Source organism: Zwartia panacis, assembly GCF_030410395.1.
GTDB lineage: Bacteria > Pseudomonadota > Gammaproteobacteria > Burkholderiales > Burkholderiaceae_B > Zwartia > Zwartia panacis.
Genome location: NZ_JAUHHF010000002.1, coordinates 207,559 through 231,597, shown reverse-complemented (window position 1 = coordinate 231,597; position 24,039 = coordinate 207,559). Strand labels below are relative to the sequence as shown.

Sequence of the window (24,039 nt, the reverse complement as noted above, 5' to 3'; positions counted from 1 at the left end):
TGACCTGTTGATCGTTAAAAAACGTGTCATTTCTCTTGAATCAGATAAGGGTTATCGATCCCCATCGCGGCGAGGATTCTTGTTTCCAATGCTTCCATGTGCTTGGCTTCACGCGCTTTGATGTGATCGTAGCCAAGCGCATGCAAGGTACCGTGAATCATTAAATGCGCCGCATGGCAAAGAAAGTCTTTGCGCTGCTCTTTGGCTTCGCGTGTGAGGACGGGAACACACAGCACGATATCGCCTGCAGCGGTCCCATCCGGTTGCACGCCATACTCGAAGGTCAGCACGTTGGTGGCATAGTCTTTGTGACGGTATCCGGCATTGAGTGCTTGCGCTTCTTTCAAGCCGACCAGACGCAACCCGATTTGCATACGCGTGAAAGAAACTTTGCCATCAACCTGTGCCGCGAGCATGGCGCGGTGTATCCAGCGACGAATTTTCCAACGTGGCAAGGCTGGGACCTCGACCGCGTAATGGATCGTGAGGGACAGCTCAGCTGGCGTTTTGTTCGGCTTGTTCATACGCATCGACAATACGTGCCACCAGAGGATGCCGCACAACATCTCGACTCGTGAATGTTGTGACGGCGATGCCTTTGACATCCTCGAGCACTTTTACAGCGTGTGCGAGACCGCTTTTGTGGCCTTTTGGTAAATCAACCTGGGACGGATCTCCGGTGATGACTGCTTTGCTACCAAAGCCGATACGCGTTAAAAACATTTTCATTTGTTCGGGCGTGGTGTTTTGCGCTTCATCCAAAATCACGAAAGCGTGATTCAGTGTACGTCCGCGCATGTATGCGAGCGGTGCGATTTCAATGGTTTGTTTTTCAAACAAACGTTGCACGCGCTCGAATCCCATCAAGTCGTAAAGCGCGTCGTAAAGAGGGCGCAGATAGGGATCGACTTTTTGCGCGAGATCGCCGGGTAAAAATCCCAGACGTTCGCCTGCCTCGACCGCAGGACGTGTCAGAACGATACGTTGAACCGTATCGCGTTCCATCGCATCGATTGCGCATGCAACAGCCAGCCAGGTTTTGCCTGTTCCGGCAGGGCCCACACCGAACGTGATGTCGTGTTTCAGTATGTTGTTGAGATAGTCGCGCTGGCGCGGTGTGCGTGGACGCAAGTCACTGCGCCGCGTGCGCAAGGCGATCGTGCCACTTTCGTCGTCCAGTGGCGGAAACTCGCTGGGATCAAAAGCAGGCATGGTGGGCGTCACAGAACGACCCACGCCAATTTCGACAAGGCCAAGCTGAATGTCATCGACGGATAACGCATGCTGGGCGGCGCGGTCATGAAACGCGAAAATCATTTTGCTGGCAGCCTCAGCGTGCGCACCGCGGATGGTGAGCTTGCTGCCTTGTCTGGTCAGTTCGAGATCGAGGCCATCGGCGATTTGACGCAGGTTCACGTCCAGAGGGCCGCAGAGGTTGGCCAACTGTTGGTTGCTGCCGTCGAGCGTCATTTTGACGGGAAGCGGACGCGCACGCGATGAGGTTTTAACGGGAGGGCGACTCATGATGCCGCTCCGCTAACTGGACTCGTCATCGCATCGTCCTGAATGGCCACTCGACCTCTGAAGGTATTGGTCATCGCGTCCGTGATCACGACATCGATCATCTGTCCGATGAGTCGGGGATTGCCGGGGAAATTGACGATACGGTTGTTTTCAGTGCGTCCGCTGAGCTCGTTGGGATCTCGTGTCGAGGTGCCTTCAACCAGAATGCGTTGTGTCGATCCCACCATGCTGCGCGCAATCGCATGGGCTTGTTCGTTGATCAGGGCTTGGAGGCGTTGCAAGCGTTGTAGTTTGACTGTCTGTGGCGTGTCATCCACAAGGTCGGCAGCCGGGGTGCCAGGACGGCGCGAGTAAACAAAGGAAAACGAGGTGTCGAAGCCGATTTCTTCGATCAGCTTCATGGTTTTTTCAAAATCCTCTTCGGTTTCACCGGGAAAGCCCACGATAAAGTCGGAAGAAAGTGTCAGTCCCGGGCGGGCGGCGCGTAATTTGCGCACAACTGATTTGAACTCGATCGCGGTATAGCCGCGTTTCATGGCCGCGAGTACGCGATCACTGCCGGCCTGAACTGGTAAATGCAGAAAGGAAACGAGCTTGGGTAGTCGCGCGTAGACCTCAATCATGCGCGTCGTCATTTCTTTTGGGTGAGAGGTGGTGTAGCGAATACGCTCAATCCCTGGAATTTCGTGAACGTATTCAAGGAGCGTGGCAAAGTCGGCGATTTCAGCGTGTTCGTCTGCACTCATGCGTCCGCGATAGGCGTTGACGTTTTGACCGAGCAAGGTAACTTCTTTGACACCTTGATCCGCGAGGTCGGCGACTTCGGTGAGCACATCTTCAAAAGGACGGGAGATCTCCTCGCCGCGTGTGTAGGGCACGACACAAAAACTGCAGTATTTGCTGCAGCCTTCCATGATGGAGACAAACGCCGTCGCGCCTTCGACGCGCGGTGGTGGCATGGCATCGAATTTCTCAATTTCGGGGAAACTGATATCGACTTGGGAACGTCCCTCCGAGCGACGGCGGGCGATCATCTCAGGCAGGCGGTGCAGGGTCTGAGGTCCAAACACAACATCCACATAAGGTGCGCGATCGACAATGGCCGAGCCTTCCTGGCTGGCGACGCATCCACCCACCCCAATGACGAGATCGGGATTGAGCGCTTTCAGGTGTTTGATCCGACCCAGGTCAGAAAAGACTTTTTCCTGCGCTTTTTCACGAACGGAACAGGTGTTGAACAAAATAACGTCCGCGTCTTCGGGCGTTTGCGTGACGACGACGCCGCGCTCCTGTCCAAGAACGTCGAGCATTTTGTCTGAGTCGTACTCATTCATCTGGCAGCCAAAGGTGCGGATGAATACTTTTTTTGGATTGTCTGTGTTTTGCATGATGGTGCCGGAGCGGGTGTTAATCCCGTGGGCAATATTGAAAGTAAAGACGTAGTTTACCGTGTCGACAACAAAATGGGCGCCTGAGCGCCCATTTGTTTGCTGATATGAAAAATGGTCAGGATTTATTCCTGATAAACCTCTTCGACTTCGTCACGTTTTTTGACGGGTTTGATCATGTCTTCGCGTGTCACGCCCAACCACATTGCGATGGAGGCACCCACAAAAACGGAGGAGTAAATACCAAACCAGATACCAATCGTCAGCGCCAGGGCAAAATAGTGCAGTGTGGGACCGCCAAAGATCAGCATGGTGAGCACCATGATCTGAGTCGAGCCGTGCGTGATGACCGTGCGGGAGATCGTTTGTGTAATCGCGCTGTTGATGACTTCAGTGACCGGGATGTCGCGCTCTTTGCGGAAGTTTTCACGGATACGATCCATGATCACAACGGATTCGTTGACGGAGTAACCTAAGACCGCCAACACGCCAGCAAGCACGGGGAGAGAAAACTCCCAGCCAAAGAAAGCAAAAAAGCCCAGAATAATGACCACATCGTGCAAGTTGGCCAACACACCCGCGACCGCAAACTTCCATTCAAAACGCACGGCGAGGTAGACCACAATGCCGATCACAACGAAAAGCAGCGCGAGCAGCCCGTTTTCGACAAGCTCGCGTCCGACTTGCGGTCCGACAAACTCGACTCGCCTCAACTCAGCCGAAGAATCGGTCGCTTTCAAGGCTTGCATGACAGTTTCACTTTGGGCCGCAGAAGTTTGTCCTGCACCCAAAGGTAAACGAATCATGACGTCACGGGATGTGCCGAAGTTTTGCACTTGAAAGTCCGAATAGCCCAAACCAGATACGGAGCTTCTGATTTGATCCAGAGGTGCTGATTGCGTGTAGCTGACTTCCATGACGGTTCCGCCTGTGAATTCGATCGACAGGTGAAAACCGCGTGTGATGATAAAAAATACAGCAGCGATGAAAACAACCACGCTGATGACGTTCAGCACAAAAGCATGGCGCATGAACGGGATGGTGCGTTTGATTCGAAAAAGTTCCATGATCAGTCCTTGGGTTTCCAGACCGTTCCAATCGAGATCGACTGGAGTTTTTTCTTGTGTCCGTACCAGAGGTTGGCCAAGGCGCGCACGCCGACCACCGCTGAGAACATGGAGGTGAGAATGCCCAGGCAGTGAACGACCGCAAAGCCCCGCACCGGTCCTGAACCAAACACCAGCAAGGCGACGCCCACGATGAGCGTTGTCAGGTTGGAGTCGACAATCGTGCCCCAGGCGCGCTCAAAACCGAGATTGATGGCGTTTTGAGGCGACTCTCCGTTACGCAGTTCTTCTCGTATTCGCTCGTTGATCAGTACGTTGGCGTCGATCGCCATGCCCAGTGTCAGTGCAATCGCAGCGATACCAGGCAGGGTCAGTGTCGCTTGCAGCATGGATAGCAGGGCAAGCAGTAACAAGACGTTGAGCGCCAGACCCACAGTGGAGAACACCCCAAACAGGTGGTAATAAATCACCATGAAAATGGCAATACCGATAAAACCGTAGAGTGTGGAGTTGAAACCTTTCTCGATATTCTCAGCGCCCAGGCTCGGACCGATTGTGCGTTCTTCGATGATTTCCATTGGAGCCGCAAGCGAGCCCGCGCGCAGCAGGAGGGCCGTATCGGCAGCTTCTTCGGCGGTCATGCTGCCGGAGATCTGCACTTGGCCGCCAGGAATTTCACCTCGAATGACCGGCGCGGTGACAACCTCACCACGACCCTTTTCAAACAACAAAATGGCCATGCGTTTGTTGACGTTGTCGCGGGTAACGTCACGGAAAATGCGGGCGCCTTTCGCGTCCAAGGTCAGATGAACGGCAGGCTGCTGGTTCTGACTGTCACGACCGGCTTGTGCATCTTGAAGATTTTCGCCGGTCAGGACAACCTGGCGGCGCACCAGCAGAGGTCGGCCATCACGATCCTGATAACGCTCGAGACCGAAAGGCACTGTGCCGGCGGCAAGCGCGCTGGCTGCTGCGGGCGAGTCGTCCACCATCCGGATTTCAAGGGTCGCGGTGCGTCCCAGAATGTCCTTCGCTTTGGCAACGTCTTGAACGCCAGGCAGCTGGACAACGATGCGGTCTGCACCTTGTTGTTGAATGATCGGCTCAGCAACGCCGAGCTCATTGATACGGTTGTGCAGAGTCGTGATGTTTTGTTTGACCGCACTGGTTTGAACGGCCGTGATGGCAGCCTGGCTTAACCGTCCAACGATCTGCAGACGACCGCCCTCTGTTCGCTCGATCATTTGCAAGTCGGGGTTGCGGGTGCGCAGTGCAGAGATCGCACGGTCACGCAGCGCGTCAGTGTTGAAGGACAAGACAACTGACATGCCTTCACGCTCGATACCGGTTGATTCAATGCGTTGATCGCGCAAGGCCACACGCAAATCTGTCACCAGGGCGTCGTAGCGTGAACTCAGTGCGCCTTGCATGTCGACTTGCAACAGAAAGTGCACGCCTCCGCGCAAATCCAGGCCTAAATACATGGGATGTGCACCGATCGCGCTCAACCAGGAAGGCGATGCAGGCAAGAGATTCAGTGCAACGGTGTAAGAGGGATCCGCGGGATTCGGATTTAGCGCCTTCTCAAGGAGATCGCGCGCTTTCAGTTGGATATCCGTGCTGCTAAATCGCGCGCGAACGGTTCCTACTGTGCCATTGAGCTCGAAAGTGGCGCCAGTGTTCTGGATACCCGCTTGCTGCAGAATAGTTTGTACGCGATCGAGGGTGGCGTTATCGATTTTCAGGGTTGCCTTGGCGCTCGACACCTGCACGGCAGGTGATTCACCATAAAAATTAGGCAGTGTATAGAGCAGGCCGATCACAACCGCGATCAGCACCGTCAGGTATTTCCAAAGGGGATAGCGGTTCATTGCCGACGGGGATCAAAAAGGGATTGCGCCCCGAGCAACACGCTGCGGGGCGATGTTCAGGCTTTATTACAGCGCTTTAATCGTGCCTTTTGGCAGGACGGCCGACACTGAAGCTTTTTGCATAATGATTTCAACTGGCTTGTCAGCCATTTCAGCGACTTCGATCGTGACATAGTTGTCGGTGACCTTGGTGACTTTGCCGAGCAGGCCGCCTGCGCTGATGACTTCGTCGCCCTTGGCCAGTGCGGCCAAAAGTGCTTTGTGTTCTTTTTGACGCTTCATCTGAGGACGAATCATCAGGAAATACAGCACAACGAACATCAGGAGAATGGGAGCCATTCCCATCAGTGAGCTAGCTGTATCAGCAGCCTGTGCCAGCACGAGGCCGGATATTGCTTGAGCAGACATTAAGGTCTCCTTTATAAAAAGTAAGGTGGTCGCTATTGTACCGACTTGGAGGCGCGATCTTTGGCAAACTTTGTTCGCCAAGGGTTAAATGCCCCTTTTGCGATCGCTTCGCGCATTTCAGCCATGATGGTGAGGTAGAAATGCAGGTTATGCAAGGTGTTGAGACGTGCGCCTGTGATTTCGTTCGCGCGCTGCAGGTGGTGCAGGTATGACAGGGAAAAGTTCTGGCAGGTGTGACAGCCGCAACTTGGGTCCAGCGGGCGGGTGTCGTCGCGATACTTGGCGTTGCGGATCTTCACGTCGCCGAAGCGGGTAAACAACCAGCCATTGCGAGCGTTGCGGGTGGGCATCACGCAGTCAAACATGTCGATGCCTTGCGCCACGCCTTCGACCAGATCCTCCGGCGTACCCACACCCATCAGGTAACGGGGCGAGTGCTCGGGAAGGCGCGGAGCGACATGGTTGAGGATGCGCAGCATGTCTTCTTTGGGTTCGCCAACAGATAAGCCTCCGATCGCGTAACCATGAAATCCGATCTCTTTTAGACCTGCAAGGGATTCGTCGCGCAGTGTTTCAAACATGCCTCCTTGAACAATCCCGAACAAGGCGTTCGGGTTGCCCAAGGCATCAAAGGACTCGCGCGAACGTCGCGCCCAGCGCAGGGACATCCGCATCGAGCGGGCGGCTTCTTCGGTGGTCGCGGGGCGATCATTGATCATGTAGGGCGTGCATTCATCAAACACCATGACCACGTCCGAGTTCAGCGCGGTCTGGATGCGCATGGACTCCTCAGGGGTTAAAAATAGCCTGGCGCCATCGATCGGGGAGGCGAATTTCACCCCTTCCTCTGAGATCTTGCGCATGCCTTGAAGGCTGAAGACCTGGAAGCCACCCGAATCGGTGAGTAAGGGCTTCGACCATTTCATAAAGCCATGAAGGCCGCCATGTTTGGCGATGACTTCTGTGCCAGGGCGCAACCAAAGGTGAAAAGTATTGCCCAGCACAATCTGGGCGCCAACCTCCTCGAGCTCATGGGGCAACATGGCTTTCACCGTGCCATATGTGCCAACTGGCATAAAAATGGGAGTTTCCACGACACCGTGGTTCAGGGTCATGCGGCCGCGACGTGCTTGTCCGTCCGTGGCAAGCAGTTCAAATGTCAATCCAGACTGAGTTGCTGGAGTGTGAGGGGCGTCTGGTTGCGTCAATTTTTTGTCCGTTCGAGAAACATGGCGTCACCATAGCTGAAAAAGCGATAGCGCTCTTGAATGGCGTGCTGGTAAGCATGTTTCATCCTGTCTAAGCCGATGAAAGCTGAAACCAGCATCAGCAGCGTGGATTGTGGCAGGTGAAAGTTGGTGATCATCGCGTCGACGACTCTGTACTCGAAGCCTGGCGTAATGAATAAGCGCGTGTCCCCTGATTGAGGGGCGCTCATCGTGGGATCGATTTTGGCTGCCGATTCCAACGCCCTGACGCTTGTGGTGCCAACCGCGATCACTCGTCCGCCCGTCGCGCGTGCCCGGGCAATTGCGTCAATGGTCGATTCGGGTACGGTGTACCACTCCGCATGCATGACGTGTTTAGCCAGATCGCCATCTCTGACAGGCTGGAAAGTTCCCGCCCCGACATGCAATGTGACAAATGTACGTGCAATTCCTAGACGCTCGAGTTCTTTGAATAAGGCTTCATCGAAGTGCAAGCCGGCTGTAGGAGCTGCGACTGCGCCGGGTTCGCGTGCGTACACAGTCTGGTAGCGCTGCAGGTCTTGTGCATCCGGCTGGTGGGTAATGTAGGGTGGCAGGGGCAATGATCCGTATTGATCGAGGATGTCCAGGACGGGGGATTGGAATTTCAAGACAAAGAGGTCGTCTGAACGTCCGAGGACCGTCACATCCACTGCATCGGCAAGCCTGAGCATTGTCCCTGCGCCTGGCGACTTGCTTGAGCGAACATGCGCGAGCGCTTCATCTGTCGCTGTGATTCGCTCGATCAGAACCTCGACCTTGCCGCCCGTCGCTTTATGACCCAATAGTCGCGCTTGCATGACGCGCGTGTCGTTAAACACGAGCAAGTCGTTGGGTTTCAGTAAGGATAGAAGAGAGGAAAACTTCAGATCCTGGAGCTTGCCCGTTGCATCGACGTGCAACAAGCGACTGGCTGTGCGCGTCGCGGCGGGCGTTTGGGCAATCAGCTCGGGCGGTAGCGCATAATCAAAATCGGCGAGGGAAAGAGGAGTGGGCACGCGATAACCAGAAAAAAGGGGCAATAGAACAAACGTAATCGGGCATTTTAAGCGCGTCGTCGTACTTTTTTTGTATGCTGTGGACTTGGACTCTCAAATAGGTGATGGTATGCAAGGTGGCAATTTGCGGATATGGAAACTCTTAGGCATTCAATGTCTGATCGCGCTTGGATTTTTTTCAGGTGTCCAGGCCCAAACCGCGACCCAGGTTTCCCTGCCGCCTGAGCTTGCCCGTGCATGGGCGCAGACCAAGCTCCCCGAGTCTGCGCTTTCGCTTGTGGTTCAGGAGATCGGTGGACCGCGTTTGGCTGCTGTATCTTCAGAGACTCCCCGCAACCCCGCTTCGGTCATGAAGCTCGTGACGACGTACGCCGCATTGTCTCGGTTGGGACCGAATTATGTCTGGCATACCAATTTCATGATGGATGCAGAGTCCCGCGTGAATGAAAAGGGTGTGCTGAGCGGCCCGCTATATTTACGGGCTGGAGGCGATCCGGTCTTGATGTTGCCAGATGTCTGGCGTCTGATGCGTGATCTGCGTTTGCGGGGTATTAAAGAAATTTCAGACATCGTGATCGATCGGTCCATTTTTGGTGACGTGACGATTGATCCCTCGACCTTCGATGGTTCGGCTGACCGGCCTTACAACGCCAGTCCGGATGCTTTCATGGTGGGCTTTGGCGCAATGCGTCTGGTGTTCTCACCTGATCCCGCAACTAAGTCCTGGAAATATTTTGTCGATCCACCTCTGCCAGGTGTCGAGCTTGAGGCCAATGTGGCCTGGCAGGATGGTCAATGTCCCGGCTCGCCGAATGTCACGACTGACACCACTATCTTGGGAGACAAGGTTCGCATTCGTGTCACTGGACGTGGCGCGGGCTCCTGTGGCGAGTTTGATGTGTTTCGTTTAGCCTTGTCGCAGCAAGAGTTCGGCGCGCGGGTATTACGCGAAATCTGGCGTGAAGTGGGCGGGACGATGACGGGTCAAGTCCGTTCAGGTTCTATCCCTGGCAGTGCGATTGCGGTGGCTTCTCACCAATCGCCGCCCCTCTCCGAGGTGATTCGCCTGATTAATAAGCGTAGTAACAATGTGATGACACGCGTGCTGTTGTTGACACTGGGCGCCGAGGCGGGTCGCAAACCTGCGACCGTCGCGGGAAGTGTTCAAGTCGCACAAGACGTTTTATCCCGGCAAGGTTTGCCAATGAAGGGTATGGTGTTGGATAACGGCTCCGGACTGTCCAGAAATGGCGTAGTCTCTGCAGAGAGTTTGACGCAGATGCTCAACCGCGCCTGGACTTCACCGGTGATGCCCGAGTTTGTGTCTTCTCTGGCGATTCTTGGTGTCGATGGAACAACACGTTATCGTTTGCGTGATCCCGCGACTAAATCGCTTGCGCATTTGAAAACGGGTGCCTTACGCGATGTCCGTTCTATTGCAGGTTATGTTTGGTCAACAAGCGGTAAACGTTATATCGTAGTCAGTATGGTGAATCACGAGCGTGCGCACGAAGCGCGCTCTTTTGAAAACGCATTGATTGCGTGGCTCACAGCCAAGTAATCGGGAGAGGTCACCATGAAGCTGAAATATTTATGGCCCGCGCTGGCCTTGCTAGGCTTTGCCCCTTCAGCCATGGCCGAAGTCTGTCAGGCGAAATTTTTCCATGATGGTGGCGAGATAGAAATTGTAGGTTCTGGCTTGATACAAGTTGCCGCCAAACTGAATTTCAGCCAAGTGAAAAAGTCTTCTGCACAGCAATGTCAGGCTTTGGTAAAGGGTTATGCCAATTACGCCTTGCTTGGCATGTTGTCCGGGGAAACCGATGTGGATCACGTCATGCACGTGAATGGGGTCAAATCGAGCTTGACCAAACCCGGCGTTCCGAAAAAAGCGGGCGACGCGGATGTGGATGTGCAGATGCTGAGCCTCTTTGGTTATGGCGAGCCTGTCCGTGCCGCCGGACAGCGTTTTGCCCCGCAATCTTTCCGACTGGCAATTGGGGATCCTAAAAGAGGTCCTACGACACCTTTGACCGTGCGCATGGGAGAAAAAACAGTGGGCGCACAGCAGCGTATTGAAACTGCGGCTGGACAACAATCCTGCTGGCCGGTGCGATATTCGCGCGGCACGGATCCGACGGTTGTGCATGTCAGAGGAGCCATGATTCCCCTTCCAAACATTCAGTCGCAAGTCACTGACTGGTTTTGTCCCAGTCTCAATCTTGTGATGAAGCAAGAGATCATGCAGTCTGGCCAGCGCTCCGTGATCGAAGTCAAATCGATTCGTTAATGCGTATGCATGGCAAGAGGACCGAGACAAGCCCGCTACGATTGTTGTCGGGTGGCTTGTTTGTTTTGTTTTGTTTCGCCTTGCTTTCGCTACGATCAGGCGCAGTGGATTTGGCGTGGTCTGAATTTTTCGCGCTGATTGCCGGGCGGGATGTCGGCGATCCACTTTTGCAGACCGTACTCTTCGATTTACGACTGCCTCGTGTGCTGTTCGCGATCATTGTGGGTGGGGCTCTGGCCTTAAGTGGTGCAGTCATGCAGGCGCTGTTTCGTAATCCTCTAGCTGAACCTACCTTGATTGGTATTTCGTCTGGCGCCTCGCTTGGCGCTGTCACCGCATTGCTGTTTGGTTTTGGAAGCCTGCTCTTCATGAGTTTGGCGGGATTCACAGGTGCCGTGATAGCGACGTTTGCCGTTTATTTAGTGGGACGGCGCGTACCGGGCTTGGCTGGACTGCTGCTGGCGGGAATAGCGATCAACGCGTTCGCGCTGAGTCTGGTGAGTTTGCTCATTACTTTCGTGGCAGACGCTCAGTTTCGAAGTTTCGCGTTCTGGTCTCTTGGCAGCCTCACGCATGCGAGCTGGTCCAGTCTGGCTTGGCTCATGCCCTGGTCAGTTTTATTGTCGCTTTGGCTATGTGCGCGCTGGCGCATACTCAATGCGCTCTTGCTTGGGGAACGTGAAGCACAGCATCTTGGTTTCGCATTGGATCGAGTACGTCGGGAACTCATTATTGCGATTTGTTTGTTGGTGGGACCCCTTGTCGCCGTGACTGGGGGGATTGCTTTCATTGGTCTGGTGATGCCGCATGTGCTGAGACTGTGGCTAGGTGCGGATCATCGCTTGTTGTTGCCCATGTCCTGGATTGGTGGCGCGACAGCTTTGTTACTTGCAGATGGCTTGGCGCGACTGATGGTGATGCCCGCCGAGCTTCCCGTCGGTGTCATCACCAGTCTTGTAGGCGGACCTTTCTTTCTCTGGTTGCTATTGAGTCAAACCGCCCGCACTCGCTAGCAACTCAAAGCCCGAGCGATCCCCAGATCGCGTCCACATGGGCTTTAGTCGCAGCATCCATCTCGATCGGTTTGCCCCATTCACGTTGCGTTTCGCCAGGCCACTTGTTGGTCGCATCCATCCCCATTTTTCCACCCAAGCCCGAGACGGGCGAGGCGAAATCCAGGTAGTCGATCGGGGTGTTTTCAACCAACAGCGTGTCTCTGACGGGATCCATGCGCGTTGTCATGGCCCAGACCACCTCTTTCCAGTCGCGTGGATTGATATCCTGATCGACGACCACGATGAACTTGGTGTACATGAACTGTCTGAGCAAGCTCCATAAACCGAACATGACGCGTTTGGCATGTCCTGGGTATTGTTTGCGAATCGACACGACGGCTAGTCGATAACTACAACCTTCGGGCGGCAGATAAAAATCCACGATCTCAGGGAGTTGCCGACGCAGGATCGGGACAAACACTTCGTTGAGTGCGACACCGAGAACGGCAGGTTCGTCGGGCGGTTTGCCCGTGTAGGTCGAGTGGTAGATCGGATTGCGTCGCATGGTGATGCGATCGACGGTAAAGACAGGAAACCAGTCTTGTTCGTTGTAGTAGCCGGTATGGTCGCCATAGGGACCTTCGAGGGCCAGCTCGTAGTCCGATGAGGGAGGTGGATTCACACCCTCTGGAATACTCGGACGGATCGCGCGCGGATCGCTGCTCGGCAACAGGTGTCCTTCAAGAATAATTTCTGCGGTTGCCGGTACCGACAGGTTGCTGCCCAGCGCCGAAGTCACTTCGGTGCGACCGCCTCTGAGCAATCCAGCGAACTGATATTCGGAGAGCGAGTCGGGTACAGGCGTGACGGCCCCAAGGGTGGTGGCGGGGTCCGCGCCGAGCGCGACGGCGATTGGAAAAGGGGTGCCGGGATGCGCGAGCGCGTGATCTCTAAAGTCGAGTGCGCCGCCACGATGCGAGAGCCAGCGCATGATGAGCTTGTTTCGACCGATCACTTGCTGACGGTAAATGCCGAGGTTTTGTCGTCTTGCATTGGGTCCACGTGTGATCACGAGTCCCCAGGTCAGCAGTGGGGCAACATCGCCGGGCCAGCAAGTCTGGATGGGGAGCTTGGCCAGGTCGACATTGTCGCCTTCCCATACGATTTCCTGACACGCCGCGCCGCGAACATTTTTGGGGCTCATGTCCCAAAGCGCGGCTTTGAGCATGGAGACTTTGGCAAGAGCGTCCTTGAATCCTTTGGGCGCTTCTGGCTCGCGCAAACTGGCGAGCAATTCACCGATGTCGCGAAGGGCGGTGGTGTCCGCTGCCCCCATGCCTTGCGCCACCCGCGTGGGTGTACCAAACAAGTTTGTCAGCACCGGCATGTCGCTTTTTTTACCGTGATGCAGCGTATTTTCAAAAATCAATGCAGGCCCTTCAGCTTTGAGGACACGATCGGAGATTTCGGTCATCTCCAGCACACTCGAAACGGGGGCATGGATGCGTTTGAGATCGTTGTTTTTTTCGAGTTGGGAGATAAAGTCTCTCAGGTCTTTGTATTTCAAGATGTGCTTCCTGGCTGTGCGTGTGGATTAACCGAGATAGGTCTTGATGCGCTGCATGGCTTCTTGCAGGCGATCCAGGCTGGTGGTGTAGGCAAAGCGCATGGTGTGCGCGGCATGGGCGGGACCGAAATCGAGTCCCGGTACCGCGGCCACGCGTGCGCCGTGAAGCAGCGCTTGGGAGAAATCGTAGCTGTCGCGCGAGTGGGCGGAAATGTCGGCATATACATAGAACGCACCATCTGGTTTAACGGGCACGGTGATGTTGAGTGCCTCGAGAGCCGGCACAACAAAGTCGCGACGCTTTCGAAACTCTTCGCGACGGTGTTCGTAGACGGAGAGTGTGTCGGGTTCAAAGCAGGCTAGCGCGCCGTATTGTGCGAGGGTGGGGGCGCAGATCGCGAGACTGGCGGCCATTTTTTCAATCGGAGCGACCAGATGCGGAGGCACGATCATCCAGCCCAGTCGCCAGCCAGTCATATTGAAATACTTGGAAAAGCTGTTGAGGATAATGACATCATCGTCCAGACCCAAGGCTGATTGTCTCAATCCATCATAGGACAGGCTGAGATAGATCTCGTCCATCATGACAAAGCCGCCTCGCGCGCGGACTTCCTTGAAAATGCGCGCGAGTTCGGGTCTCTCGATGGAGGTGCCCGTCGGATTGCTCGGCGAGGCAATGAGCACGCCACGCGTTTTCGGTCCCCAATTGCGTGCGACGTCCTCGGCCGATAACTGAAACCGAGATGCAGCTGTTGTGGGAATGAGCTTGGTTGTGCCGCCCGCAGAGCCGACAAAATTTCGGTTAGGTGGGTAGCACGGGTCGGGCATGAGTACTTCGTCACCTGGATTTACAAGTGCCATGGCTGCGAGCAGCAATGCGCCGCTGGCTCCCGAAGTGACGATTACGCGGCTGGGATCGACGATTGCGCCAAGCTGGGTGGCGTAGAATCCAGCGATCGCCTCGCGCAACTCCGGAAGTCCCGCGGGTGGGCAGTAACCGCTGAGACCTGCTCGAGCTGCTCGCTCCATGGCAGCCACGACAGCGGGTGTTGCGGTAAAGTCGGGTTCACCGACACCCAGGCTGATAATGTCGATGCCGGCACGTGTGAGCGCCGAGGCTTCCTTTAAAAGCTCGACTGCGTGAAATGTGACTGTATCGTGTGTCCGTGCTGCCAGTGCCGTCATCTTGCCATTCTCCATCCAGGAGCAGAATTGTAGTGGTTACCCAACCGTCTCGAAGGGCTTTTCTCACAGGGCGCAGAACGCCTGCCTCGCCGTGGGGGCAATTTTGTGCCCGATTGTCGCGCACCTGCCTGGGGCGAGTCAGGTGGGATCAGCATGCGCAGACTTCACAAGCCTGGCTGGAACCCGCTCGCGCGGTGGACATCATGCACGCTCAAGCTTTGTGCAGTGAGTTTGGGGCGCAGCTGATCTTGCTGCATTCCGACGCCCGTCCGGATGAAAGCCGTCCGGTGCTATGGGTTGACTCGCGTGCGTCTTGGGCGCAGCTTGAGTGCGTCGATTCTGCGTCAGGTTTGTGGCGGGTCGATGCGGGCGTGACGCTTGGATCGTTGCATCACAATGGAGTGGGTGTATTTGCCGAGTCTTACGACCCGAGCCATGCCGACCGCACTTTGGCGCAGTGGTTTGCGAGTCCTTTTGCCGGAAATCTCCTGCACAGCGGCATTGTGCAGGCAGAGGTGATGCTTGCCGACGGAACACTTGAGTTGTTGGGACCGTTCGGCGCCAAGGCAAGTACTCCACTCAGGAGTTTGTCTGTACAAAAGAAAATTCCGAAACTTTTCGAGCTGGCGCAGTCCCCCGAAGCAGTGTTATGCGCGCAGTGCGACCCTTGGCCGATGCGTTATCGGCTGGACGCCTTGATGTCGCAATCGGGTGATTCGCTCAATTTGGCTTGGCTGTTTCAAGGCCACGGTGGTAGTCTTGCATGGTTACAGACCTTATGGTTGCGGGCGCCTGACGACCAGTATGCTCCTTTTGTGCAAAGTTCTTCTGATCGAAACACGGCCTTGATCGCAGATGCTGCAGACAAGCTCGAACAAGCGATTAAACAGACCCTAGATCCAGCGGGGTTATTTGGCAAGACTCCGGCAGCAAAAGGGCTAGAATCCCTTCAATTCACTTGACCTGACAAAGGGCCATCACAGATATGGAAAAAACTTTTCGCCAAGCCGCTCTTGATTATCACGAGCAGGGACGTCCAGGCAAAATCTCGATTGCGCCCACCAAGATGCTATCCAATCAACGGGATTTGGCACTGGCGTACTCACCGGGTGTGGCTGCAGCGTGCGAGGAGATTGTTTCCGATCCGGCGAATGCTTTTCGCTACACCGCCCGGGGCAACCTGGTCGGTGTGATCACCAATGGCACAGCAGTTCTGGGCTTGGGCAATATCGGGGCATTGGCCTCCAAGCCCGTCATGGAAGGCAAGGCGGTTTTGTTTAAAAAATTCGCCGGTATCGATGTGTTCGATATCGAAATCAACGAACAGGACCCCGACAAGCTTGTCGAAATCATTGCGGGTCTGGAGCCAACCTTTGGTGGCATCAACCTCGAGGATATCAAGGCCCCCGAGTGTTTTACAGTCGAACGCAAGTTGCGTGAGCGCATGCGAATCCCGGTTTTTCACGATGATCAGCACGGTACGGCGATTTGCGTGTCGGCTGCCTTCATCAACGGTCTGAAAGTCGTCGGCAAAGACATCGACAAGGTCAAGGTTGTGGTGTCGGGTGCAGGAGCCGCGGCGCTTGCGTGTCTGGATCTCATGGTGGACCTGGGCTTGCCGCTGAAAAACATCTGGGTATCTGATATCGAGGGTGTCGTCTACGAGGGACGCACAGCGCTGATGGATCCGGACAAGGCGCGTTTCGCTCAAAAAACGGATGCGCGGAAATTGGGCGACATCATCGCTGATGCCGATGTTTTTCTAGGCTTGTCTGCGGGCGGAGTGCTCAAGCCCGAGATGGTCAAGGTGATGGCCAAGCGGCCGCTGATTTTGGCGTTGGCCAACCCCAATCCAGAGATCCTGCCCGCGGACGCACACGCTGTGCGTGACGACATCGTGATGGCGACCGGACGCTCCGACTATCCTAATCAGGTTAATAACGTCTTGTGCTTTCCGTATATTTTCCGCGGCGCATTGGATGTGGGTGCTACGACCATTACGCGTGAAATGGAAAAAGCAGCGGTCATCGCGATTGGCGATCTGGCCCAGGAAGAGCAAAGCGAAGTGGTCGCAGCGGCTTATGGCAACTATGACGTGTCGTTTGGTCCAAAATCTTTTATTCCCAAGCCTTTTGATCCTCGATTGATTGTGCGTATCGCTCCAGCCGTGGCCAAAGCCGCGATGGAGTGCGGTGTGGCCACGCGTCCGATCGCGGATCTCGATGCTTACGTCGAACAACTCGAACAGTTTGTGTACCGTTCGGGCGCATTCATGCGTCCGATGTTTTCGGCGGCGAAAGCGCTCGTGCGTTCGGGTGCCAAGTCTAGAATCGTGTTTACCGAAGGCGAGGATGAGCGTGTGTTGCGCGCTGTTCAGGTCATTGTAGATGAGAAGCTGGCCAAACCGATTTTGGTGGGGCGTCCCTCGGTGCTTGCGGACCGTATTACAAAATTTGGTTTGCGTTTGCGTCTCGGCGAAGATGTCGAGGTCACCAATCCTGAGTTTGACGAACGTTTTCATCAGTACTGGACGGCATATTGGGAAAAGATGTGCCGCCATGGCGTGACGAAAGAAATGGCGCGTATTGAAATGCGTCGTCGCCTGACCTTGATCGGTGCCACGATGGTGCGCATGGGCGATGCGGATGGCATGATTTGCGGGACGGTGAGCGGCTACTCTGATCATTTGCGTTATGTCGATCAGATGATCGGCAAGCGACCAGGTGCCTCGACCTATGCGGCGATGAACATCCTGCTGTTGCCCGAACAGACACTTGCTTTGGTGGATACGCACGTCAATGACGATCCGACTGCTGAGCAGATCGCGGAATTCACGATTGCGGCTGCGGATCAAATGCGTCGTTTGAATGTGATTCCCAAGGTTGCGCTTTTATCCCGCTCGAATTTCGGATCCGGCAGCTCCGCTTCCGGCAGCAAGATGCAAAAGGCGCTCGAGTTGATTCGTGCTCAGCAGCCCGAACTTGAAGTTGACGGAGAAATGCATGGAGATTGCGCGCTGAACGAGGCGCTTCGGTTAAAGATCCTGCCTTCTTCGACGCTCAAGGGTGCGGCCAATTTGTTGGTGTGTCCAAACGTAGATTCTGGCAACATCGCTTACAACCTGCTCAAAACTGCTGCGGGCGGCAACGTCGCAGTGGGACCTTTCTTGTTGGGAGCGAATGCGCCCGTGCATATTCTCACCACGAGCGCGACAGTTCGTCGAATCGTCAACATGACTGCACTCACAGTCGTCGAAGCCAATGATCCGCGTCACGACAATTTACAAAAGAAATTGTTGTAACGCGCTCATGATCTTTCTTGCACCGCATCACGTTCGTCTGAAATAACAGTTTTATTCTCGTGACTGTTTGCGATATTTCCAGTATAAAAACTGAACGATCATTTAAGACAATTCGTTCAGTGGTGATGCTGTGATGAAGTGATCCAATAGAGTGGCCTGCTTGAAGGAGCCATCGGTATGGGTAAGACACTTGAGCCAAAACTGCGACAACTCATCAAGCGCGGTGGAGACTTTGATCCTCAAAGTGGATTGGATGTGGTCGCAGCTGCGGCCAAAGACGCCGGGCTTGCATGGTTCGAAGCGGACTGCGACAAAGCGCGCAGTCGCTCGGCAGTGTTTCGAGCTATTGTCAAAGCAGTCGACTATCCGCAGTTTTTCGGCGCAGACTTCGATGGGTTATACGACTGTCTGTGCGATACGCTTCTTGATCAAAAAGAAGGCGGTTTCGTTTTGATTCTCAATAATCTGCATTCCGCTGATCCCGCGATCGTGACAGATGGAGAGCAGTTTTTGCAGGTTTTGAACGATGCAGTTGAATTTGCCCGTGAAAACAACCGGGTCTTCATTTACGGAATCCATCACGCGGGCAAACATCCCGAAGCTATGCCTGGCAAGGTCAATGCCTGGAGCGATGAGCCAGCCTGAAGTTTGTCTAGTCTACCAGCGCAGCAAAGCCGTCGCGGCGGCGACTAAAGCCAGACCCGCTGTTTCGGTGCGTAATACGCGGGTACCAAAGCGAATGGCATGCACTTGGCTGCGTTCGCAGCTCTGGATTTCCTGTGGACTCCATCCCCCCTCCGGACCCACCAGCAGAGTTAATGCACGCTGGGTTTTCGCCTGACAAACCGGATTTGAGAGGCGGGTTTCGAGGTCTTCGCTGGCCGCGGGGTCGCATAGCAAGCGTTCGCCGATTGTCCGCGCATTGAGGGCTTCCTCCAGCGACTGTGGAGGCGAAATCTGCATCAGCCGATTGCGACCGCACTGTTCGGAGGCGGATTCAATGATGCCTGCCCAGTGGGCCAGACGCTTTTCCAGTCTCGGACCTGACAGTTTGAGAATGCTGCGATGCGCACTGATTGGGACAATACGGTTGACGCCAAGTTCGACTGCCTTTTCGATCACCCAGTCCATTTTGTCACCCGTGGGCAGTCCTTGAAACAGGCACAGTTCGCCTGCGAGCTCACTTTCCCTTGGATGTAAGTCGCCAAGCGTGACAGAGGCAATTTTCCCTTGAAAATCAAGGGTTCCAGGCAGTTCGCCACCGCGGCCATCGAACAAAATCACGGTGGATCCGGCCTCAAGCCGCCTGACCCTGACGTGGTGCGCGACCGAAGGGGGGAGAATGAGCGTTTGCCGGGGTGAAATCGGCTCTGGGCAGTAAAAGCGGGGGTCAGCCATGCAGGGTGCTCGGTGATGTCTTGGTGGATGTACGGGTGCTAAACTCCTACGTTTTGTAACCCATTTTTCTGATCCCGTGAGTGACCGGCCGGGAACCATCGCATGAGCTCAACTATCGCCGCCCCCATCAAACTGGCAGACGCCATCCGCGCCCTTGCTATGGACGCCGTACAACAAGCGAATTCGGGTCACCCCGGAGCCCCAATGGGGATGGCCGAGATGGCCGAAGCATTGTTTACCCGACATTTGCGTCACAATCCCGCCGATCCTGCGTGGGCCAATCGCGACCGTTTTGTTTTGTCCAACGGTCACGGTTCAATGCTGATTTACGCTTTACTTCACTTGACGGGCTACGACCTGCCCATGGAAGAGCTACGCAAGTTTCGTCAGCTGCACTCCAAGACGCCAGGTCATCCCGAGGTCGGTATCACCCCGGGTGTGGAGACCACCACTGGTCCTCTGGGCCAGGGCCTGGCCAATGCGGTAGGTATGGCATTGTCTGAGTCCTTGCTCGCTGCGGAATTCAATCGTCCCGGCCATACGATTGTCGACCACCACACGTATGCGTTTGTCGGTGATGGTTGTTTGATGGAAGGCATCTCGCACGAGGTGTGTTCTCTGGCGGGTACGTTACGCTTGTCGAAGCTGGTTGTGCTGTACGACGACAACGGGATTTCAATCGATGGCAAAGTGGAAAACTGGTTTGCCGACGATACCGCCAAGCGTTTTGAGGCCTATGGCTGGAATGTTGTGCGTGTGGCCGATGGCCATGATGTCGAGGCTGTCAATACTGCGTTGGCAGAGGCTCGCAAGCTCGGTGCACAGCATGGTCGTCCCACGCTTGTCATTTGTCGCACGGTGATCGGTCAGGGCGCCCCAACTGTTGCGGGTACTGACAAAGTACATGGTGCACCACTCGGTGCTGACGAAATCGCTGCCACGCGTGCCGCGATCGGCTGGTCCCATGCCCCCTTCGAGATTCCTCAGGCCGTCTATGCGGGCTGGGATCAACGCGCCACGGGTGCTCAGGCTCAAGCTGCTTGGCAAAAAACCTTCGATGCCTATGCTGCTAAATTCCCCACTGAAGCCGCTGAATTTACGCGTCGCATGAAAGGTGCGTTGCCTGCCAACTTTGCAGCGACCGCTCAAAAATTGCTCGTGGCCACTAACGAAAAAGCCGAGACTGTCGCATCGCGTAAAGCTTCTCAGCAAGCGATTACCGCTCTGGTCAAGATCTTGCCCGAAATGCTTGGCGGATCGGCCGATCTAACGGGTTCGAACTTTACCGACTGGAAAGGTGTGGCGGCAGTACGTGCCGGAGCCAATGGTATTCAGTTTGGTCGCCATATCAATTACGGTGTCCGCGAGTTCGGCATGGCTGCGATCATGAATGGTATGGCGCTGCATGGCGGTTACCTGCCATTTGGTGGAACCTTCCTGACCTTCTCGGATTATTCGCGTAATGCCTTGCGTATGGCCGCGCTAATGAAGCAGCGCGTGGTCCATGTTTTTACCCATGATTCCATTGGTTTAGGTGAGGATGGACCGACGCACCAGTCGATCGAACATGCGAGCAGTTTGCGTTTGATCCCCAACCTGTCTGTCTGGCGTCCCTGCGACACAGTCGAGACGATGGCCGCTTGGTTGGCCGCTGTCGAGCGCCCAAGCAGCATAGGCATGGATGTCCATGCGGGTGGACCGACTGCATTGTTGTTGTCCAGACAAAATCTTCCTTTCGTGCCTCGCAGCGCTGAGACACTTAAGCAGGTCTCTCGCGGCGGCTATGTGCTGCAAGACGCAGAGGGTGCGCGGGCGGCGATTATCGCCACCGGCTCGGAGGTCGCTCTTGCCATCGAAGCACAAAAACTCCTGGCGGCAGAAGGCATCGCCGTGCGTGTGGTTTCCATGCCGAGCACAGATGTGTTTGACAAACAGGACGCTGCCTGGCGCGCTTCGGTTTTACCCAAGGGCATGCCACGCGTGGCAGTCGAGGCTGGCGTCACAGCCTTCTGGCATAAGTATGTCGGACTGGAAGGTGCAGTAGTGGGTATTGATACGTACGGCGAGTCGGCACCTGCTGGCGCGTTGTTCAAGCATTTCGGACTGACTGCGGAAAAAGTTGCGCAGGCAGTCAAGAACGTTTTATAAATTTTCCAAACTTTAGGAGCTTGGTCTCATGACAATTCGCGTCGCTATTAACGGTTATGGTCGTATTGGTCGCAACATTTTGCGTGCTCACTACGAAGGTGGCAAAAAGCACGATATCGAAATCGTGGCCATCAATGATTTGGGTGATCCCAAGACCAATGCCCATCTGACTCAATACGACACCGCGCACGGCCGCTTTCCTGGCACCGTCGGCGTTGAAGGCGATTACATGGTCGTCAATGGCGACAAAATCCGTGTCCTGGCCAATCGTAATCCAGCCGAACTCCCCTGGGGTGACCTGAAAGTCGATGTGGTGCTCGAGTGCACAGGCTTTTTCACCAGCAAAGAAAAAGCTTCGGCCCACCTCAAAGGAGGCGCTAAAAAAGTCATTATCTCGGCGCCTGGCGGCAAAGACGTGGACGCGACGATCGTCTATGGTGTCAACCAGGACGTGCTCAAAAAAGAGCACACCGTGATTTCCAACGCTTCATGCACCACCAACTGTTTGGCACCACTGGTCAAGCCTTTGCATGAAAAACTGGGTGTTGTGACGGGCCTGATGACCACGATTCACGCCTACACCAATGATCAGGTGTTGACTGACGTGTACCACGAGGACTTGCGCCGTGCACGTTCGGCCACCATGAGCATGATCCCGACCAAAACAGGCGCTGCGGCGGCTGTCGGCCTGGTCTTGCCAGAGCTCAATGGCAAGCTGGATGGTTTTGCGATGCGCGTGCCCACGATCAACGTCTCAATCGTTGATCTGACTTTCACAGCCAAGCGCGATACGACTGTCGAAGAAGTCAACGCCATTCTGAAAGATGCGGCTGCATCCGGTCCGCTCAAGGGCATCCTGACCTACAACACCGAGCAATTGGTGTCGGTCGACTTTAACCACAACCCCGCTTCGAGCAACTTCGATGCAACCTTGACCAAGGTCTCGGGCAATCTGGTGAAAGTGAACTCTTGGTACGACAACGAGTGGGGTTTCAGCAACCGTATGCTCGACACGACCATTGCTTTGATGTCTGCTAAATAATTGCCTGTAAAAATAAGCTGATCATGACCACCGTTCACACTCTTTCTGCACTCGCTCAAGCCGGCAAACTGAAAGGCCAGCGCGTCTTTATTCGCGCTGATCTGAATGTTCCTTTTGATGACGCAGGCCACATCACTGAAGACACGCGGATTCGCGCATCCGTGCCCGGCATTCGCCTGGCGCTCGATGCCGGCGCTGCCGTGATGGTGACCTCGCATCTGGGGCGTCCGACTGAAGGCACGCTGACAACAGAAGATTCGCTGGCACCGATTGCCAAGCGACTCTCCGAATTGTTGGGGATGCCCGTACAGCTCGTACAAAATTGGGTGGACGGTGTTTCAGTTGCTCCTGGACAAGTTGTTTTGCTTGAAAACTGCCGTGTGAACAAGGGCGAAAAGAAAAACGATCCAGAACTCTCCAAAAAAATGGCGGCGTTGTGCGACGTGTATGTCAACGACGCTTTTGGCACCGCGCACCGTGCCGAAGCGACCACGCATGGCATGGCGCAGTTCGCGGCAGTCGCGTGTGCGGGACCTTTGTTGCAGGCCGAACTCGAAGCTTTAGGTCGCGCCCTGTTGGCACCCAAGCGCCCATTGGTGGCGATTGTTGGGGGTTCCAAAGTTTCAACCAAGCTTTCCATCTTGCAGTCGCTGGCTGACAAAGTCGATCAGCTGATCGTGGGTGGGGGGATTGCCAACACGTTCATGCTCGCCGCAGGTTTGCCCATCGGCAAGTCTCTTGCCGAGCCCGATCAGGTTGATCAGGCGCTCGCGGTCATGCAAAAAATGCAGGCGCGCGGCGCAGCGGTGCCGATTCCGGTGGATGTTGTTTGCGCCAAAGAGTTTTCAGCACAAGCCAAGGCCACGACTAAGTCCGCGAAAGATGTCGAGGCGGATGATCTGATTCTGGATATTGGTCCTCAAACCTCCGCGCAACTCGCAGAGATTTTGAAAAATGCCGGTACGATTGTCTGGAACGGTCCAGTTGGTGTGTTTGAAATCGAAGCCTTTGCCAAAGGCACAGAGTCTGTGTCACGCGCAATCGCCGATTCAGCTGGTTTTTCAATCGCTGGTGGCGGCGACACGCTTGCCGCGATAGCCAAGTTTGGGATCACCGACAAGGTCGGCTATATCTCAACGGGTGGCGGTGCTTTCCTTGAGTTCCTCGAGGGGAAAACTCTGCCTGCTGTGGATATTTTGCAAAAGCGCGCGGTCAATCCACAATAAACAGCGTCGCGCCAGTCTGAGTCGAGGACTGGTGCGGTTCTGCACCATCCGCGACCTGGTAGCTCATACCGGGTTTCAAGTCGAAGACACGACCATCCTTGAGTTCGGTTCGCAGTGACCCACTCAGACAGAGCAGAATATGGCCCTTCTCACACCAATGATCGGCAAGATAGCCGGGTGTGTACTCGACCATTCTGACCCGAATGCTGCCGAATTGCCGGGTGCGCCAAAACGCTTTGCCGGTTGTGCCGGGATGTTCGGTCGCAGGGATGGTGGACCAGTCTGTCGTGCCAAAGGGAATATGATCGATTTGCATCAGGTTTTACGAAAGTTGGACTTGTATTTTTGCGAATTTGGCCCCATTGTGAAGGCATATCCACCTTT

General features: G+C 55.1%; 21 protein-coding genes. 9 read left to right on the top strand and 12 right to left on the bottom strand.

Annotated elements, in window-relative coordinates:
• Positions 1-26: 26 nt before the first annotated feature.
• The 8 genes from ybeY to queA all read right to left on the bottom strand — a co-directional run bounded on the left by ybeY (position 27) and on the right by queA (position 8,503).
• Positions 27-530, bottom strand: a complete 504-nt coding sequence (ybeY, locus tag QWY30_RS03595) for an rRNA maturation RNase YbeY (RefSeq protein ID WP_435433359.1) — start codon at positions 528-530, stop codon at positions 27-29.
• A complete protein-coding gene (locus QWY30_RS03590; protein ID WP_290238331.1) occupies positions 496-1,524 on the bottom strand; it encodes a PhoH family protein in 1,029 nt (342 codons plus the stop codon). The genes ybeY and QWY30_RS03590 overlap by 35 nt, the downstream gene beginning before the upstream one ends.
• Positions 1,521-2,912, bottom strand: a complete 1,392-nt coding sequence (gene miaB, locus QWY30_RS03585; protein ID WP_290238329.1) for a tRNA (N6-isopentenyl adenosine(37)-C2)-methylthiotransferase MiaB — start codon at positions 2,910-2,912, stop codon at positions 1,521-1,523. The genes QWY30_RS03590 and miaB overlap by 4 nt, the downstream gene beginning before the upstream one ends.
• 125 nt (positions 2,913-3,037) lie before the next feature.
• Complete coding sequence (secF, locus tag QWY30_RS03580) at positions 3,038-3,979, bottom strand: protein translocase subunit SecF (RefSeq protein WP_290238328.1); 942 nt, start codon at positions 3,977-3,979, stop codon at positions 3,038-3,040.
• Positions 3,980-3,981: 2 nt separating this feature from the next.
• On the bottom strand, positions 3,982-5,850 hold the full coding sequence (gene secD / locus QWY30_RS03575; RefSeq protein ID WP_290238327.1) for a protein translocase subunit SecD: 1,869 nt from the start codon (positions 5,848-5,850) through the stop codon (positions 3,982-3,984).
• A gap of 66 nt (positions 5,851-5,916) precedes the next feature.
• Positions 5,917-6,258 (bottom strand): preprotein translocase subunit YajC, encoded by a 342-nt coding sequence (gene yajC, locus QWY30_RS03570; RefSeq protein ID WP_290238326.1) that lies wholly within the window; start codon positions 6,256-6,258, stop codon positions 5,917-5,919.
• 32 nt (positions 6,259-6,290) lie between these two features.
• Positions 6,291-7,466, bottom strand: coding sequence for a tRNA guanosine(34) transglycosylase Tgt (gene tgt / locus QWY30_RS03565; RefSeq protein WP_290238324.1), 1,176 nt, complete (start codon positions 7,464-7,466; stop codon positions 6,291-6,293).
• Entirely contained in the window at positions 7,463-8,503 is a 1,041-nt protein-coding gene (gene queA, locus QWY30_RS03560; RefSeq protein WP_290238322.1) for a tRNA preQ1(34) S-adenosylmethionine ribosyltransferase-isomerase QueA, read from the bottom strand. The genes tgt and queA overlap by 4 nt, the downstream gene beginning before the upstream one ends.
• 109 nt (positions 8,504-8,612) lie before the next feature.
• Here queA and dacB point away from each other — a divergent pair, with 109 nt between their 5' ends.
• From dacB to QWY30_RS03545, 3 genes are read left to right on the top strand one after another with little or no spacing between them, the layout of a single operon-like run.
• Positions 8,613-10,064: a D-alanyl-D-alanine carboxypeptidase/D-alanyl-D-alanine endopeptidase gene (gene dacB, locus QWY30_RS03555; protein ID WP_290238320.1), complete on the top strand. Its 1,452-nt coding sequence runs from the start codon at positions 8,613-8,615 to the stop codon at positions 10,062-10,064.
• 15 nt (positions 10,065-10,079) lie between these two features.
• A complete protein-coding gene (locus QWY30_RS03550; protein ID WP_290238318.1) occupies positions 10,080-10,793 on the top strand; it encodes a hypothetical protein in 714 nt (237 codons plus the stop codon).
• A gap of 5 nt (positions 10,794-10,798) precedes the next feature.
• Complete coding sequence (locus QWY30_RS03545) at positions 10,799-11,806, top strand: FecCD family ABC transporter permease (RefSeq protein WP_435433366.1); 1,008 nt, start codon at positions 10,799-10,801, stop codon at positions 11,804-11,806.
• A 4-nt stretch (positions 11,807-11,810) separates the two neighbouring features.
• Here the strand turns inward: QWY30_RS03545 and QWY30_RS03540 are convergent, their stop codons facing one another.
• Both QWY30_RS03540 and QWY30_RS03535 read right to left on the bottom strand, forming a co-directional pair.
• A complete protein-coding gene (locus QWY30_RS03540) occupies positions 11,811-13,355 on the bottom strand; it encodes a UbiD family decarboxylase (protein ID WP_290238316.1) in 1,545 nt (514 codons plus the stop codon).
• 27 nt (positions 13,356-13,382) lie between these two features.
• On the bottom strand, positions 13,383-14,540 hold the full coding sequence (locus tag QWY30_RS03535; RefSeq protein WP_290238315.1) for a pyridoxal phosphate-dependent aminotransferase: 1,158 nt from the start codon (positions 14,538-14,540) through the stop codon (positions 13,383-13,385).
• Between the two features lie 113 nt (positions 14,541-14,653).
• Between QWY30_RS03535 and QWY30_RS03530 the strand changes: the two genes are divergently transcribed.
• The 3 genes from QWY30_RS03530 to QWY30_RS03520 all read left to right on the top strand — a co-directional run bounded on the left by QWY30_RS03530 (position 14,654) and on the right by QWY30_RS03520 (position 18,486).
• Positions 14,654-15,502: a hypothetical protein gene (locus QWY30_RS03530; protein WP_290238313.1), complete on the top strand. Its 849-nt coding sequence runs from the start codon at positions 14,654-14,656 to the stop codon at positions 15,500-15,502.
• Positions 15,503-15,525: 23 nt separating this feature from the next.
• A complete protein-coding gene (locus QWY30_RS03525; RefSeq protein WP_290238311.1) occupies positions 15,526-17,841 on the top strand; it encodes an NADP-dependent malic enzyme in 2,316 nt (771 codons plus the stop codon).
• A gap of 177 nt (positions 17,842-18,018) precedes the next feature.
• Complete coding sequence (locus QWY30_RS03520; protein WP_290238308.1) at positions 18,019-18,486, top strand: barstar family protein; 468 nt, start codon at positions 18,019-18,021, stop codon at positions 18,484-18,486.
• A 12-nt stretch (positions 18,487-18,498) separates the two neighbouring features.
• On the opposite strand, the gene QWY30_RS03515 is transcribed toward QWY30_RS03520, so the two are convergent.
• Complete coding sequence (locus tag QWY30_RS03515; RefSeq protein WP_290238306.1) at positions 18,499-19,239, bottom strand: 16S rRNA (uracil(1498)-N(3))-methyltransferase; 741 nt, start codon at positions 19,237-19,239, stop codon at positions 18,499-18,501.
• Between the two features lie 102 nt (positions 19,240-19,341).
• Here QWY30_RS03515 and tkt point away from each other — a divergent pair, with 102 nt between their 5' ends.
• From tkt to QWY30_RS03500, 3 genes are read left to right on the top strand one after another with little or no spacing between them, the layout of a single operon-like run.
• Positions 19,342-21,387, top strand: a complete 2,046-nt coding sequence (gene tkt, locus QWY30_RS03510; protein ID WP_290238304.1) for a transketolase — start codon at positions 19,342-19,344, stop codon at positions 21,385-21,387.
• Between the two features lie 28 nt (positions 21,388-21,415).
• The gene (gene gap / locus QWY30_RS03505; RefSeq protein WP_290238302.1) at positions 21,416-22,429 is read left to right on the top strand and encodes a type I glyceraldehyde-3-phosphate dehydrogenase; all 1,014 of its coding nucleotides are present in this window, start codon (positions 21,416-21,418) and stop codon (positions 22,427-22,429) included.
• 23 nt (positions 22,430-22,452) lie between these two features.
• The gene (locus QWY30_RS03500) at positions 22,453-23,655 is read left to right on the top strand and encodes a phosphoglycerate kinase (protein ID WP_290238300.1); all 1,203 of its coding nucleotides are present in this window, start codon (positions 22,453-22,455) and stop codon (positions 23,653-23,655) included.
• On the opposite strand, the gene QWY30_RS03495 is transcribed toward QWY30_RS03500, so the two are convergent.
• Positions 23,642-23,971: a DHCW motif cupin fold protein gene (locus tag QWY30_RS03495; RefSeq protein ID WP_290238298.1), complete on the bottom strand. Its 330-nt coding sequence runs from the start codon at positions 23,969-23,971 to the stop codon at positions 23,642-23,644. The genes QWY30_RS03500 and QWY30_RS03495 overlap by 14 nt on opposite strands.
• Positions 23,972-24,039: the final 68 nt, after the last annotated feature.